Origin of the sequence: Terrisporobacter vanillatitrophus (assembly GCF_051148895.1) — a bacterium.
GTDB classification, from domain to species: Bacteria; Bacillota; Clostridia; order Peptostreptococcales; family Peptostreptococcaceae; genus Terrisporobacter; species Terrisporobacter vanillatitrophus.
Genome location: NZ_CP154625.1, coordinates 960,937 through 976,214 on the forward strand (window position 1 = coordinate 960,937; position 15,278 = coordinate 976,214).

Sequence of the window (15,278 nt, forward strand, 5' to 3'; positions counted from 1 at the left end):
AATAGTAAACCTACATATATCTAAATAGTAAATGATGCTATATAGATGTACATAAAATGGAATATAAAAATGTACAAAATTATGCAAATTTCTGCTATCCTTATCCGTAACTTTAGGAGCATAATAATAAATGAAAATAGAGTCTACACGAAGTAGGCTCTATTTTTTATACTTAAAACCTATCTTACAAAGGTGGTAACAAAAATGTGCACCCCTTTGGCCCAAGTCTAAATATAATTTCAGAAATTATTTTCTACAAATAATCCACAAAAATAAACTACTATAATAGCAATAAAATAAACTTCAAAGAAAAAATTATTAAAAATTGGAGGTAAAAAATGGAAAATCAATTAATACCCTACATGGTTAATGAAAGTGGAGAAGTAATAGTAAGTGGAAGAGAACTACACGACTTTCTTCAAATTAAAACGCCTTTTAAAATATGGATCCCAAGAATGATAGAATATGGATTTGAGGAAAATGAAGACTACGAAATAGTAATACAAAAATACCAAACATCAGGAGGAATGCAAGATTTCAAGGACTATATGTTAAAGGCAGATATGGCAAAAGAAATTTGCATGTTTCAAAGAAGTGATAGGGGAAGACAGGCAAGGTTATATTTTATAAATCTTGAGAAAAAGTTCAACTCACCAGAAGCTATTTTAGATAGACTAAAACAACTATTAGGCAGTAACATACCATACACACAATCCACAACTGAACAAAACTCAGATGATGAAATCATACATTCTTCACAAGTTGTGTCACAAGTCATACCAAGTAATCCTAATATTACTAATCAACTAGTACCTAGCTATATGGCAGATAATTATAACAGTGAAAATTTTAGTGATTTACTTACTAATTTTAGAGATACAGCAAAGATGTTTGGTATGAAGGAAAACATGCTAATAAGTTGGCTGATTTTGAGAAACTTTTGTTACAGAGACAACTATAACAGCATTAGACCTTACTCACAATATATGGAATATTTTAATTTAAGACCATTTAAATCACCAGCAGGACACAGTGGGATTCAGGCTTTGATAAATTCAAGGGGAAGAGATTATTTTACAAACTTGCTGATGAATGAGAATCTTATGAAAGTAGAATATATTGATGTTTTGTAAAATAAATGTACAAATATGTATACAATAGAAATTTATATAAAATTGTTGTCAACAAAACGTGAGTTCGCTACAATGTAAATATAAAACGTGCGTTCTATAAAGTAAAGAAGTAAACTTAAAAAAGAAAAGAGGGGTAAAGGATGAATATTTTAATGGAAGACATTCCTTATGAGCTACACGCCTTGGCAGAAATAGTAGGAATGAAAAATTTTGAAGAAATATCAAAACTTTATGGTGGTACAACAGTATATATTCCAGTTCACAGAAAAGTAATTTTGGGGGAGAGAAACAGAGAAATTGTAAGACAATACAATGGGAAAAATGTGGACAAACTTAGAATAAAATACGGTATTACAAGTCAACAAATAAGAAAAATTTTAACAGACAACGGAGTTTCAAATTAATGGATGAACTTATTCCCATACAAATGGTAGAGTACATAAATTAAAAAATCTAAAAGTTATAAATATTTTTATCATAAGGCTCAAACTTTACTTTAAATTATAAAAGTAAGGTTTGAGCAAGTTCGTTGACTGAAATATTTATTGTAAGAGGGGAGTAAAAGTTTTGAGTTTTAATAGTAAAAAATACGTTGATGATATAAGAAGTTTGAATGAATTAGTAACTGTAATAAATTATTATTATCCTAACCAACTAAAAAACAAAAAAATGATATGCCCCTTTCATAATGACAAAAATCCTAGTTTCTATGTAAAAGAGAATAGCTCTGGTGGCAGCTTTTACAAGTGTTTTGGATGTGGTGAAAGTGGGGATATAATTACTTTTATTAGGAAAAGTGAAAATCTTAATTTTATACCAGCCTTGAAGAGGGCTTACGAGATTTTGGGAAAGAACTTGCAGTTGCCTACAAATACAAGATCATCAAAGTATAATAAGCAAGAAAATAAAAATAATGCAGCATTTTATAGAGCAAAAAACATAACCAATAATAAAGAGGCAACTATTAATTACTATAATTATAAAATCAAAGAAGCAAGATCAAAAGGTCTTGATTATTTGGCAGCGGATTATGAAAATATGAAGTTTAAAGAAGAAAGTACAAATTACGAAATAGATTTTCCCTTTATGGACAAGGAGAACAATTTGCTAAAAGTATGGGAAAACTTAGCATGTTTACTTGCAGCAAACAAAATAGAAGTTTACTACAATGAAATTTCTAAAACTATAGAAGTTGATGGACTTTTTAGTAGTAATTTAAATGATTGTATTATAGATATACATTCACTTTGTTACAAATATGGATTTAAATTAACTTCAAAACAAATAGTAGAGTTTATTACAAAAATAGGGATGGAAAATTATCAAAATCCAGTTAGAAAGTATCTGGAGGATTGTGAAAAAATATATGACAATAAAAATAATAATATTCAAAAATTATGTGATTGTTTAATAACGAAGAAAAACTTTAACCAAAAGCTAAAAAGAATATTAATTATTAAGTGGTTAATTAATACAGCTAGGATTGTATATAATAATGAAGGAAATATGAACGTGGAAGGCGTCCTAACCTTGCAGGGAAGCCAAGGACTGGGCAAAACTAGGTTTATTAAAAAAATAATACCACTATATATAAAAACGGGATTAGATTTGGATCCCAGTGACAAGGATAAAATAAATCAGTGTATAAAATACTGGGTATGTGAATTGGGTGAACTAGACTCCACCCTGAAAAAGGATTTGGCAAAATTAAAAGCTTTTTTAACAGAGCAAGAAGATGAATTTAGAAGGCCTTATGCAGCCTTTCCATCAAAATACCCTAGGATGACATCTTTTTATGCAACAGTTAACCAAGGGGATTTTTTAAAAGATGAAACAGGAAATAGAAGGTATTGGGTTATACCAGTGGAGAAAATAGATTTTGAAAAGTTGGAAGAGATTGATGTAAATCAATTGTGGGGACAAGTAATGCATCTGCTTTGCAGCAACAAATATGCTCACTATTTAACCAGTGATGAGATGGAAATGTTAAATGAGAGTAATGATGAGTTTACACCAATGAATCATGTGCAAGTCATGGTGGAAGATGGATTTAATTGGAAGAGTCCAAGAGAAGATTGGGCATGGATAAGTTCTAGTGAAATTGCCAGATATTTTAATTTGAAAAGTACAAAAGGATTGAAAAGTGTTATGGAGTTTTATGGTGCGAACTTTACCAAAAGAGGTGGAATAAGGGGTTATATATGTCCAAAATTAATAAGGATTTACTAATTTTATATTTGATAAATTAAAAGGACGCTAAAATCTGAGTTTTAGCGTCCTTTTAATGTCCTTTTATATGTTTTAGTGTACTTTTTTCTTATGTAAGAGTTCTTAGACTTATTAAATATTATTTTTTAGCATAAAAATTGGTCACTAAAATAAAAAGGACGGCAAGAAAAATTTTGGCGACTACCCTATAATAAAGCAATACCAAGGAAAAGGCTCCTAGGACACCAAAAACTATAATAAAAAGATTTTATTATCAGTAAATAATTATGTACAAAAAATAATAGCCTTCGTTTTTTAGTTATAATAAATAAAAAGAAGTAAAGCTTCTAAAATAAAATAAAATAGGATATAATTTTTATAAGAGAATAATAAGACACAAGAGATTAATATTTGAGGTGAACGGATGAAAAAGCCAAATTATGAAGATTTTATAATGAAAAGAGCAATGGACATATTTGCTGAAGAAGGTCTTAAATTTTTTGGAATAAATAAAAAAGTAAAAGATAACGGACCAACAGAATTAGTTGTTTTAGATAGTAAGAATATGTATATGGATTATACATTTCTGATGGAAGATGATACATATATACACTTTGAGTTTCAAACTACTAATAAGGGTATAGAAGATTTAATGAGATTTAGGACTTACGAGTCTCTACTTAATCATCAAACTAAAAAAGAAGTAATAACGTATGTTGTTTATTCAGGTGATATCAAAAGCCCAGTTAGTGAATATAATTGTGGTATAAACACTTATAAAGTAAATGCTATATCTATGGTCAATGAGGATGGAGACAAAGTATTTGATGAAATAATAGAAAAGTTGTCAAAAGGAAATGATATAGATAAGCAAGATATAATAAAGCTTACATTTACACCGGTTATGGGTGGAAAAATGGATAAAGGTGAAAAGATATTAAAGGCCATAAAGTTAAGTAAAGAAATAACAAGTCCATATAAAAGAGATATGGAATCTATTTTATATGCTTTTGCGAATAAATTTTTAAGTGGTAAAGATTTAGAAAAAGTAAAGGAGGAGTTAAGAGTGACTGAATTAGGAAAGGGTTTAATAGAAGAAGGATTGCAAAAAGGTATAAATAAAGGTAAGAAAGAAAAAGCTATAGAGATAGCAAAGAAGGCTATATTAAAAGGAATGGATAATGAAACTATAAAAGAACTTACTGACTTAACAATAGAAGAAATTGAAGCAATAAGACACGTTATATAATTGATGTTTAACAATACTCCTGATAGCAATAAGTTTCTCTTATTGCTATCAGGAGTATTCCCAAAAGCCACATATTATCAATAATCCAAGGGGGTTAACAAAAATGTTATCCCCCTGTGGTAAGCCTAAATATAATTTCCTAAATTATTTTTTATAAATAATCTTAAAAAATAAACTACTATAAATAAGAAAAATTTTAATGGATAATGGAGTTCTAAATTAATAGATGAACTTATTCTTATACAAATAAAAAGACAGAGCAATTCTTTTATAGATAGCGCTGTCTTTTTTAATATTTATAATATTTTATTTATTTCAAATATGAATTCAAAGAAATCCTCCGTGTGCTTTTCAATAACATCTCTTAATATTTCAATATTAATTGCTTGGTAATTGTGTACAGCTATATTTCTAAAACCAACCATAGCTTTTAATTTTTTAGTTAAACTATCACTTAATATATGATTTTTATTAAGAGCTTCAAAAGAATCCCAACTATTTTGAGGAATGCCTAATTTTTTTACTGCAACAATATGCATAGATAAATCTATACAAGCCTCACATGCTCTTTGAATATTAAGTATGATAGAATCTTGTTTAGTATAATCTTTTAAGTTTTCAAAATTATTATCGTAAACTTCTTTGATTCTATGTACACACCTTTCGATAGTTTCTATTTTATTGTATATAACATCATTTCCCATATACACTACCTCTTTCTTTAGAACCAAATATATAGACAAGTACAGGAAATTATTTAAAAGTAAATAATTTCAACATCATTTCCTTTTTTTATGTCTTCACAAAACTCTTTATAAATCTTAATAAGCATATGTCGTTTTGTCACATCTACCTTTTGATAAATATTATGAACATGAGTCTTTACTGTTCCTAAGGAAATCGTCAGCTCTTCGCTAATATCCTTATTAGTTTTATCTTGTAGAAGCAGATTTAAAATTTCTATCTCCCTAGGTGTTAAGTTGTATGTTTCTGCGAAATCAGCATATAAAGCTTTTTGTCTAATAGATTCTTTTTTAATCAAATTATCATCAATTACAATATTAGGATTTTCTTGTGGCTTGTTATACTCATTTGGTGAAAGTGTCATTAAGTGAGAGTAGTATTTAATGCCAAATAATGCATAGATTATGCTTAGAATATCTTCACATAAATTTCTATTATTAATTTTCACAAGAACATCAGAATAAATATCAAAATTAAATATAACGATACTATCTTCAATAACTATAAGTATGGAAAATACAGCAGTTAATATTAATAGAGTTCTATAGTTTTTAATAAATTTATTATTTATTAAATTGGTATTTTTGTTTAAGTATAAAATACCTATATAGCTAAGGTAGAAAGTGAATAATTGATAAGGAAGGTAATATAACCATACCATTAAATTTTTTTTGAATATAAAAGGTACAATCAATACGGCTGAAACCAGTATTAGATAAATACATATGTCAAATGGTTTTACTTTTAGTTTTAAAACGTTTTCTTGAATTAAAATTAAACACAAGCCAGTTACAATAAAGATAATTGTTTTGAAGGTTGGTGCAATCAAAAATGATAAATCATAAGCCGATGAAAACTTATCTAGAAATTCCGTCATGTATATGACAACATTATCAAATATGTAAAACATAAATAAAATACTAATATAAAAATGAAGTTTTTCTTTTTTATATAAGTAGGCTTTAAAAGAATAAGAAGTGACTACGGTGAATAGTACCAATAAAATAATGTTGTAAACAAAGATAAGCATATCCATTTAAAATTTCCCCCCTAATATTGCATATTTATAATCCCCTGATCTAAAACGAAATAAATACCTTGTGCTCTAATTATACTATAATCTTTTTTTCAGTGCAAATTCTTGATAATTTTTTATCGAAGGCTACAAGTTAGCAATATACTCAAAGTTTAGAAAAGTTTAGAGGAAAAATAAACCTTTTATTTAGAAAAATACATCCAAAAAGTGGGAGAAAAGATGATTTTAAACCTCATAGGAAAGGTATTACTATCTAAGCATAAGCTACTCGCCACAAGGCAAGAGCAAAAATAAAAATTAAAAATAAATATCCTAAGGAGGACAAAATCATGGCAGTAAAACATTTTGTAGACACTAATGATTTCACAAAGGAGGAATTGATGGATATTATAAACCTATCTCTTAAAATAAAGAGCTGTATTAAAACAGGTTATTATCCACAATTATTAAAAAATAAATCATTAGGAATGATATTCCAACAATCTTCTACTAGAACAAGAGTATCATTTGAGACAGCAATGGAGCAATTAGGTGGACATGCTCAGTACTTAGCACCAGGACAAATTCAATTAGGTGGACACGAAACTTTAGAAGATACTAGTTGTGTACTATCTAAATTAGTAGATATATTAATGGCTCGTGTTGATCGTCACGAAAGTGTTGCTAACTTAGCAAAATACGCTTCTATACCAGTTATAAATGGTATGTCAGATTACAATCACCCAACTCAAGAAATGGGAGATATGTGTACAATAATAGAACATTTACCAGAAGGCAAAAAATTAGAAGATGCAAAAGTAGTATTTGTTGGAGATGCAACTCAAGTTTGTGCTTCATTACTATTTATTACTACTAAACTAGGAATGAACTTTGTACAATATGGACCAAAAGGATATCAATTAAAAGAAGAGCATTTAAAAATAGCTGAAGAAAACTGTAAAGTATCAGGAGGTTCTTTCTTAATAACAGATAATGAAGATGAAGCATTAAAAGATGCTGACTTTGTATATACAGATGTTTGGTACGGATTATATGATGCTGAATTATCAGAAGAAGAAAGATTATCTATATTCTATCCTAAATATCAAGTAGATGAAGAAATGATGAAAAAAGCAGCTCCACATGTTAAGTTTATGCACTGCTTACCAGCTACAAGAGGAGAAGAAGTAGTAAATGAAGTTATTGATGCTCCTTACTCTATAGTATTTGATGAAGCAGAAAATCGTTTAACTGCTATGAGAGGATTATTAGTTTATTTTTCAACTTTAGCAGAAAAGCCAGTTGATGAAAAAAAACAAGAAGAAGCTAAGGCTGACTTAGAAAATTTTTTAAATAAATTTGAAGTTGAAGCTATGTTAAATAACTAATAATAGGCGAAAGGGGCAGGTAAAATGAGTGACCTTCAAGGAAACATTCAAGGAAAAAAGAAATTTAAGTTAACAGACGCAGTCCTTTCTGTAATATGTGTAGTATTTGTTGCAGAGGCTGCGGCCCCTGTAGCAGCTATAGGTAATTCTCAGTATTTCTGGTGGATATTCTTAATGCTAACTTTCTTATTACCATATGGGTTAATATCTTCAGAACTTGGAACTACTTATGACGGAGAAGGTGGTTTGTATGACTGGGTTAGAAAAGCTTTAGGTAATAAATGGGGAGCTAGAGTATCTTGGTTTTACTGGATAAACTATCCTCTATGGATGGCTTCTTTAGCAGTTATTTTCCCAGAAGTATTAGGAATGATATTAGGAATAGAAATTCCTTTAATAGGGGCATTGGCTATAGAGTTAGTATTTATATGGATAATAGTAGGAATAAGCTTTTACCCAGTATGCGATAGTGTATGGATTTTAAATGGAGCAGCATTTATTAAAGTATTACTAGCTGTAGTTGTAGGTTGTTTAGGTATATATGGAGCAATAACTCATGGTGTTGCAAATGAATATACAGTTAAATCTTTGTTGCCATCTTTTGATGCAAATAGTTTGTCATTTATTTCTGTAATACTATTTAACTTCCTAGGATTTGAAGTAGTTTGTACTTTTGCAGATGATATGGAAAATCCTAAAAAGCAAATACCTCAAGCTATAGTAATAGGTGGACTAGTAATAGCAGCTATTTATATATTCTCTGCTTTTGGTATAGGTGTTGCCATTCCAACAGACCAAGTTAGTACAAGTAGTGGTTTGATTGATAGTATTCAGCTACTTACTGGTAAAAAAACTAGTTTGTTCATTTCTATAATGAGTATTTTATTTTTATTAAGTTTGTTTGGAAATATGATTTCTTGGGCATTGGGAGTTAACAATGTGGCTTGTTATGCAGCGGAAAATAAAGACATGCCAAAAGTATTTGGAATAAGAAGTTCAAAGAATAATATGCCAGTTGGTTCAGCAGTAATGAACGGTATTGTTGCATCAGTAGTAATATTAGTTGCACCATTTTTACCTAATCAAGATTTGTTTTGGAGTTTCTTTGCATTAAATCTTGTAATGTTCCTTTTAGCTTATTTACCTGTATTTCCTGCCTTCTTAAAACTTCGTAAAATAGATCCGGATACAGAAAGACCATTTAAAGTAAGTGGAAGTGAAGGATTTTTAAAAATGTTGGCAGCTTTACCTATGATTATGATAATAATATCAATTTTCTTTATTGCAGTACCTACAAACTTCGATGCAGAAACTCTTGCGGAAACATTACCAATTACTATAGGTTCTGTGGTGTTCATAATCATTGGTGAATTAATAATAATAAAACTTGGTAAGGAGAAAGCAAAAGCAAACATACAAGAGGATGAAAAGGGGATGTTATAAATGAATATATTAAACTCTACACCAAAAAAAGATGGATATAGAATGCCAGGTGAATTTGAACCACATGATGGTTGCTGGATTATATGGCCAGAAAGACCAGATAACTGGAGATTAGGTGGAAAAGTAGCACAAAAAGTTTTCGTAGAAGTTGCTACAGCTATTAGTGAGTTTGAGCCAGTTACAGTTTGTGTAAGTAATAAACAATATGATAACGCTTGCAATATGTTGCCTTCAAATATACGTATAGTAGAAATGTCTAACGATGACTCTTGGGTAAGAGATTGTGGACCAACATTTGTAACAAATGGATCAGAAGTAAGAGGGGTAGACTGGAGATTCAATGCTTGGGGAGGATTAGTAGATGGACTATACTTCCCATGGGATAAAGATGATCATATTGCTAGGAAAATTTGTCAGATAGAAGAAAAAGACGTTTATAGTTTAGAAGATTTTGTACTTGAAGGTGGCTCTATTCATGTAGATGGAGAAGGCACACTAATAGTTACAGAAGAATGCTTATTAAGTGAAGGTCGTAACTCTCACTTAACTAAAGATGAAATAGAAGATGTATTAAAAGAATATTTAAATTTAGAAAAAATAATATGGATACCTCGTGGTATATATAATGATGAAACTAATGGACATGTAGACAATATCCTTCACTATGCTGCTCCAGGAAAAGTAGTACTAGCATGGACAGAAGATAAAGAAGATCCACAATATGAAATTTGCCAAGAGGCCTATGAAATACTAAGCAAAGAAACAGATGCAAAAGGAAGAAAAATAGAAGTAGTTAAATTAATGCTTCCTTCTAATATATTAATAACAAAAGAAGAAAGTGATGGCGTTGATGGAGTAGATGGAACTCTTCCAAGAAAAGAAGGAGATAGATTAGCAGCATCTTATGCTAATTTCTATATAGCAAACGGAGGAGTAGTATTCCCTACTTTCAATGATCCAAATGATGAACTTGCAAAAGAAACTTTACAAAAATGTTTCCCTGATAGAAAAATAGTAGGAATATATGCTAGGGAGATTTTATTAGGTGGAGGAAATATACACTGTATAACTCAACAACAACCTAAATCACAAGAAGAAGCATTGGAGTGTGTATAAATATGTCAAGAATATTAATAGCACTTGGGGGAAATGCTCTAGGTAATTCTCCTCAAGAACAACAAGAAATGATAGAAAAATCAGCACCATCTTTAGTAGGATTAATTAAACAAGGACATGAAATAATAATAAGTCATGGAAATGGTCCTCAGGTGGGAATGATAAACCTTGCATTTGAGACTGCATCAAAATATACAGATAAAATACCGAAGTTTCAGTTACCAGAATGTACAGCAATGAGCCAAGGATATATCGGTTTTCATTTACAAAAGGGTATAAAAAAAGAGTTAAGAAAAGAAAATATGCCTTGGAAAGTAGCAAGTGTTATTACTCAAGTAATAGTAGATAAAAACGATAAAGCTTTTGAAAACCCTACAAAACCAATAGGATCTTTTTATACCGAAGAAGAATCTAAAAAAATGATGGAAGAAGATCCAACTCTTATTATGAAGGAAGATTCAGGTAGAGGTTATAGACAATTAGTTGCATCTCCTAAACCAGTTGGTATAGTAGAAAGAGATTCTATTTTAAACTTACTTGATGATGAATTTATAGTTATAGCTTGTGGAGGTGGAGGTATACCAGTAGTTCTTGATGACGAAGGAGATTACGAAAGTGTGCCTGCTGTCATAGACAAGGATTTTGCTTCAGCAAAATTAGCAGAATTAGTAAATGCAGACTATTTATTTGTATTAACAGCAGTAGATAGAGTAGCAATAAACTTTGGCAAACCAAATCAAAAAGAAATAGTAGAGATGAGTATAGATGAAGCAACTAAGTACTGTGATGAAGGTCAATTTGCTCCAGGAAGTATGTTACCAAAAGTTCAAGCAGCCATGAACTTTGTATCATCAAAAAATGGAAGAAAAGCAATTATTGCATCATTAGAAAAAGCTCCTTTAGCCATGAGCGGTGAAAGTGGAACCCTAATATATTAAATAAATTAAAAATAGTCATCCAAAAATGGGTGGCTATTTTTTGTATTCTAAGCCAATAGTTATAATAAATTTTATTAAACTAAGGATGATTATATGGGCAAATTTTCCTAATTACTTATATTTGCTATTTACTTATATATGTTGTATAAACTTTTTTCGTAGGTGGTCGATTTTATTTTTTTGAAGGCCTTCAACACCGCATTTTTACTATAGAGATAAAACAAAAATCGTTCACATGCTTTTGAAAGACATACAGATGTACCTATTAAAAGTTAGTTATAGATAAATTTATACATTTAACAAAGCATATTCTTTAAATGCTCTGATTTGAAAGTTATTAATATAAACAAAAAGATGTTAGAATATCGTATTAAATTTTTACAAAAAATATTATAATATTATATGTGTGAAAAATAAAAGTAAATTTTGAGCCAAGGGAATTTTTTATAAATATGAAATTTTTTATAAATATAAAGGAGCAAAATAATGAGCAAATTAGCAAGAGCCACTTTTGGACTAATGGTGGCAACTATAATAGCAAAAATATTGGGATTTGGTAGAGAATTAGTTCTTGCTACTGGGTATGGAACAAGCATATACAGTGATGCCTATATAACAGCCATGAATATACCTCAGGTTATTTTTGCAATAATTGGAAGTACTTTAGCAACGGTACTTATACCAATGTATATGGAAGTACATAGTGAAGAAGGCGAAGAAGGTTCTCTTAAATTTATAAATAATGTGTTTAATTTAGTTGTAATAGGATGTATAGTTCTTTCCGTTGTTGGATTTGTGTTTACAGAGCAAATTGTTAATGTATTTGCCATGGGATATAAAGGAGAGGCATTGCAGGTGGCTATTAATTTTACTAGAATAACTATTCTTGGAATTGTATTTACTGGCCTTAGTTATGTGATGACTTCTTATTTACAAATAAAAAATGATTTTATTACGCCAGGACTTAGCAGTGTGCCAAAGAATGTAATTATTATTGTGGCAACTTTACTTAGTGTAAAGCATGGTCCTTATATAATGATCTGGGGAACTTTGCTGGGAATAACAAGTGAGTTTTTATTTCAACTACCTTATGCTATTAAGGCTGGATATAAATATGTACCAATTATTAAAATAAAAGATAAATATATTAAAAAGATGGCTTGGCTTATTGCTCCTGTGTTGATCGGTGTGGCAGTAAATCAGGTGAATACTTTGGTAGACAGAACTTTGGCATCATTTTTGCCAACAGGAACAGTTTCTGCACTAAGTTATTCAAACAAACTAATATCCTTTGTTGTAGCCATATTTATAACATCAATCTCATCTGTGATTTATCCCATTTTATCACAGCTGTCCAAGGAAGATAACAAAGAGAGATTTACTGCATCTGTTATAAAAAGTATAAACTGCGTTATAATACTTGTTTTACCAATTACTGTGGGAACTATGGTTTTATCACTTCCCATAGTTAGGGTGCTTTTTGAAAGAGGAGCCTTTGACTCAAGGGGAACTTATTTAACAGCATTGGCTTTGGCTATGTATTCAATAGGGATGGTGGCCTATGGTCTGAGAGACGTTCTTGGAAAGATTTTTTATTCTTTACAAGATACAAAAACGCCAATGGTAAATGGTGTAATTGCCATGGGTGTGAATATGGTTATGGACGTGGTGTTTATTAAGTTTTGGGGACTGGCAGGTCTTACTTTGGCTACTAGTTTGTCTTCTCTGGCTTGTATTATGTTGTTGTTTAGAAGTTTGAGAAAGAAGATTGGTTATTTTGGACAAGACAAGATTGTTAAGGCTACAGTGAAAAGTCTTGTGGCATCATTGATTATGGGTGCTGTGGCTTATTATTCTTATCATTATATGATGAGATTTACTCATACTGGAGGAAAAGCAGAGTTTATTGTACTGATGATTGCTGTTACTTTGGCAGCTGCTGTGTATGGTGGTCTTGTTATATTGTTTAAGGTGGATGAGATTAGGATTGTTACGGATGTGGTGAAGAGAAGATTGAAGAGAGCAAAATAATATAAATACTATGGATTTGAATTTGTTTATATCTACTTATAAAGTTGAGTAATAAATATTACTCTGTAGAGTAATATTTATTATCATACCTATTGAATATTATTATAATAAATATATTATATTTAAGGGATGTGTTTTCAATGAAAAAATGGTATAAGCCAGATTTATTAAGTTTAAATATTTACAATACAGCTGGTCAGGATAAGCCTCCTGGATGTGTTAGTCAATCAGGACCAACTGGTGGATTGCAATATATTTGTCCTAATCAAGGAGGGATAGCTTCTAGATCATGTAAATATTTCATACCTGATGGTATTGATCAAAATGCACATCAAGCTCGAGGGTTTTGCAGTTATAGACCTACTGGATCTCAAAGCTAACATTAAAATACATTAATAACTATACAAAGTAGGGTATAAAGTGTAAGTAAAAAATATATACAGATAAAAATAACCGACCCAATTGGGTCGGTTTTATATTTGAGGGAAAGGAATTTTATAAAATTACACCATCTCTAAAAATAGAGATTTCCTTGTAGCCATATTCTTCATTTCTAGTTTGAACTTTTCCAGAAGCCACATCCAGTAGATATTGGAAGAAGTCTTCTGTAACTTCATCAAAAGTTTTTCCTTCAAGTAATTGTCCAGCATTGTAGTCAATCCAATGTTCTTTCTTGTTATATAAATTACTATTAGAAGAAATCTTAACTGTTGGAACTGGAGAACCAAAAGGATTTCCACGACCTGTTGTAAATAGCACCATTTGAGCACCACTTGCAACTAAGTTAGTACAAGAAACTTGGTCATTTCCAGGACCTATAAGTAAATTAAGTCCTTTATTTTCAACAGCTTCACCGTAATTTACCACACCTACCACAGGGGCTTGACCACCTTTTTGTGTGCAGCCTAGTGATTTTTCTTCTAAAGAAGATATACCACCTTTTTTGTTTCCTGGAGATGGATTTTCGTATATTGTTTGATTATATTTTGTAAAATAACCTTTGAAATCGTTTATTAAATTTACAGTATCATCAAATATTTCTTTTGTTACAGCTCTTTCCATTAAAATTGTTTCAGCTCCAAACATTTCAGGAACTTCTGTAAGGATAGTACTTCCACCATGATTAACTAAAGTGTCGTTTATGCAACCACATAAAGCATTGGCAGTTATTCCAGAGAATGCATCAGATCCACCACATTTGAATCCAAGTACTAAATGCTCAGCAGATACTTTTTCACGTTTCATAGAAGAAGTATAGTCAACTAATTCATCTAGAATTTCCATAGCCGCTTCATATTCATCTTCCACATCTTGAGTAACTAAGAATTTAACTCTATTTTCGTCGTAGTCACCAAGTACAGGTTTAAATTCATCTAAGTTGTTGTTTTCACAACCAAGACTAAGTACAAGAACAGCTCCTGCATTAGGGTTGTTTATTAAACCTTTTAAAATTTGTTGAGTTGTAGCATGATCATCGCCTAACTGACTGCAACCCATATTGTGAGTATATGCAAATACACCGTCTATTTTATTGCCGTATTTTTCATTGGCTCTTTTTTCTAATATTTTGGCAGTAGTGTTAACACATCCAACAGTAGGAATTATCCAAACTTCGTTACGAATACCAACTTTACCGTTGGCTCTAACATATCCATCAAAGAAAGCTTCTTTTTTATTATTGTTGAATTTAGCTAAAACTTCTTCATTTTTATTGTATTTATAATCTAAAACTCCATCTAAGTTTGTTTTTAGATTATGAGTATGTATATGATTTCCTTTAGAAATATTGCATTTTGCATGACCTATTGGATGACCATATTTTATTATATTGTTATTTTCATTTATATCACATAAAGCAACTTTGTGACCAAATGGAATGTCATCTAAAAGAGTGACAGTTACATTATTTATTGTGTAAGTTTCCTTGGCTTTTAAGTCAGCAAGAGCAACAGCCACATTATCATCTTGTGATATTATAATTAAGTTCTTATTTTCCTTCATGATAATTATCCC

At 30.3% G+C, this 15,278-nt stretch carries 13 protein-coding genes; 10 read left to right on the forward strand and 3 right to left on the reverse strand.

Annotation, left to right across the window (positions count from 1 at the left end):
* The first annotated feature begins 338 nt into the window (after positions 1 to 338).
* From TVTCOM_RS04860 to TVTCOM_RS04875, 4 genes are all read left to right on the forward strand, one after another.
* Positions 339 to 1,133 carry an antA/AntB antirepressor family protein gene (locus TVTCOM_RS04860; RefSeq protein WP_434798720.1) on the forward strand — a complete coding sequence of 265 codons (795 nt, stop codon included), beginning with the start codon at positions 339 to 341 and terminating at the stop codon, positions 1,131 to 1,133.
* A 140-nt stretch (positions 1,134 to 1,273) separates the two neighbouring features.
* On the forward strand, positions 1,274 to 1,537 hold the full coding sequence (locus TVTCOM_RS04865; RefSeq protein ID WP_434798721.1) for a Mor transcription activator family protein: 264 nt from the start codon (positions 1,274 to 1,276) through the stop codon (positions 1,535 to 1,537).
* A 163-nt stretch (positions 1,538 to 1,700) separates the two neighbouring features.
* Positions 1,701 to 3,362 carry a VapE domain-containing protein gene (locus tag TVTCOM_RS04870; RefSeq protein WP_434798722.1) on the forward strand — a complete coding sequence of 554 codons (1,662 nt, stop codon included), beginning with the start codon at positions 1,701 to 1,703 and terminating at the stop codon, positions 3,360 to 3,362.
* Between the two features lie 403 nt (positions 3,363 to 3,765).
* Entirely contained in the window at positions 3,766 to 4,590 is an 825-nt protein-coding gene (locus TVTCOM_RS04875; protein ID WP_434798723.1) for a hypothetical protein, read from the forward strand.
* Between the two features lie 296 nt (positions 4,591 to 4,886).
* Here TVTCOM_RS04875 and hepT read toward each other — a convergent pair whose 3' ends face one another.
* Both hepT and TVTCOM_RS04885 read right to left on the reverse strand, forming a co-directional pair.
* The gene (gene hepT, locus TVTCOM_RS04880; RefSeq protein WP_434798724.1) at positions 4,887 to 5,294 is read right to left on the reverse strand and encodes a type VII toxin-antitoxin system HepT family RNase toxin; all 408 of its coding nucleotides are present in this window, start codon (positions 5,292 to 5,294) and stop codon (positions 4,887 to 4,889) included.
* A gap of 53 nt (positions 5,295 to 5,347) precedes the next feature.
* Complete coding sequence (locus TVTCOM_RS04885) at positions 5,348 to 6,244, reverse strand: LuxR C-terminal-related transcriptional regulator (protein WP_434798725.1); 897 nt, start codon at positions 6,242 to 6,244, stop codon at positions 5,348 to 5,350.
* A 455-nt stretch (positions 6,245 to 6,699) separates the two neighbouring features.
* Between TVTCOM_RS04885 and ptcA the strand changes: the two genes are divergently transcribed.
* The 6 genes from ptcA to TVTCOM_RS04915 all read left to right on the forward strand — a co-directional run bounded on the left by ptcA (position 6,700) and on the right by TVTCOM_RS04915 (position 13,645).
* A complete protein-coding gene (gene ptcA / locus TVTCOM_RS04890) occupies positions 6,700 to 7,737 on the forward strand; it encodes a putrescine carbamoyltransferase (protein WP_434798726.1) in 1,038 nt (345 codons plus the stop codon).
* 24 nt (positions 7,738 to 7,761) lie between these two features.
* On the forward strand, positions 7,762 to 9,180 hold the full coding sequence (locus tag TVTCOM_RS04895) for an APC family permease (protein ID WP_434798727.1): 1,419 nt from the start codon (positions 7,762 to 7,764) through the stop codon (positions 9,178 to 9,180).
* Positions 9,181 to 10,296, forward strand: a complete 1,116-nt coding sequence (aguA, locus tag TVTCOM_RS04900; RefSeq protein WP_434798728.1) for an agmatine deiminase — start codon at positions 9,181 to 9,183, stop codon at positions 10,294 to 10,296. It abuts the gene before it with no gap.
* Positions 10,297 to 10,298: 2 nt separating this feature from the next.
* Positions 10,299 to 11,234 (forward strand): carbamate kinase, encoded by a 936-nt coding sequence (gene arcC, locus TVTCOM_RS04905; protein WP_434798729.1) that lies wholly within the window; start codon positions 10,299 to 10,301, stop codon positions 11,232 to 11,234.
* Positions 11,235 to 11,720: 486 nt separating this feature from the next.
* The gene (murJ, locus tag TVTCOM_RS04910) at positions 11,721 to 13,265 is read left to right on the forward strand and encodes a murein biosynthesis integral membrane protein MurJ (RefSeq protein WP_434798730.1); all 1,545 of its coding nucleotides are present in this window, start codon (positions 11,721 to 11,723) and stop codon (positions 13,263 to 13,265) included.
* A 140-nt stretch (positions 13,266 to 13,405) separates the two neighbouring features.
* Positions 13,406 to 13,645, forward strand: coding sequence for a hypothetical protein (locus TVTCOM_RS04915; protein WP_434798731.1), 240 nt, complete (start codon positions 13,406 to 13,408; stop codon positions 13,643 to 13,645).
* A 115-nt stretch (positions 13,646 to 13,760) separates the two neighbouring features.
* Here the strand turns inward: TVTCOM_RS04915 and TVTCOM_RS04920 are convergent, their stop codons facing one another.
* Positions 13,761 to 15,266 carry a UxaA family hydrolase gene (locus TVTCOM_RS04920; RefSeq protein WP_434798732.1) on the reverse strand — a complete coding sequence of 502 codons (1,506 nt, stop codon included), beginning with the start codon at positions 15,264 to 15,266 and terminating at the stop codon, positions 13,761 to 13,763.
* Positions 15,267 to 15,278: the final 12 nt, after the last annotated feature.

Bases quoted from the DNA above. Each gene is read 5' to 3' on its own strand.
- TVTCOM_RS04860 (WP_434798720.1), top strand. From the start codon at position 339: ATGGAAAATCAATTAATACCCTACATGGTTAATGAAAGTGGAGAAGTA.
- TVTCOM_RS04865 (WP_434798721.1), top strand. From the start codon at position 1,274: ATGAATATTTTAATGGAAGACATTCCTTATGAGCTACACGCCTTGGCA.
- TVTCOM_RS04875 (WP_434798723.1), top strand. From the start codon at position 3,766: ATGAAAAAGCCAAATTATGAAGATTTTATAATGAAAAGAGCAATGGAC.
- hepT (WP_434798724.1), bottom strand. From the start codon at position 5,294: ATGGGAAATGATGTTATATACAATAAAATAGAAACTATCGAAAGGTGT.
- TVTCOM_RS04885 (WP_434798725.1), bottom strand. From the start codon at position 6,244: ATGTTTTACATATTTGATAATGTTGTCATATACATGACGGAATTTCTA.
- ptcA (WP_434798726.1), top strand. From the start codon at position 6,700: ATGGCAGTAAAACATTTTGTAGACACTAATGATTTCACAAAGGAGGAA.
- TVTCOM_RS04895 (WP_434798727.1), top strand. From the start codon at position 7,762: ATGAGTGACCTTCAAGGAAACATTCAAGGAAAAAAGAAATTTAAGTTA.
- aguA (WP_434798728.1), top strand. From the start codon at position 9,181: ATGAATATATTAAACTCTACACCAAAAAAAGATGGATATAGAATGCCA.
- arcC (WP_434798729.1), top strand. From the start codon at position 10,299: ATGTCAAGAATATTAATAGCACTTGGGGGAAATGCTCTAGGTAATTCT.
- murJ (WP_434798730.1), top strand. From the start codon at position 11,721: ATGAGCAAATTAGCAAGAGCCACTTTTGGACTAATGGTGGCAACTATA.
- TVTCOM_RS04915 (WP_434798731.1), top strand. From the start codon at position 13,406: ATGAAAAAATGGTATAAGCCAGATTTATTAAGTTTAAATATTTACAAT.
- TVTCOM_RS04920 (WP_434798732.1), bottom strand. From the start codon at position 15,266: ATGAAGGAAAATAAGAACTTAATTATAATATCACAAGATGATAATGTG.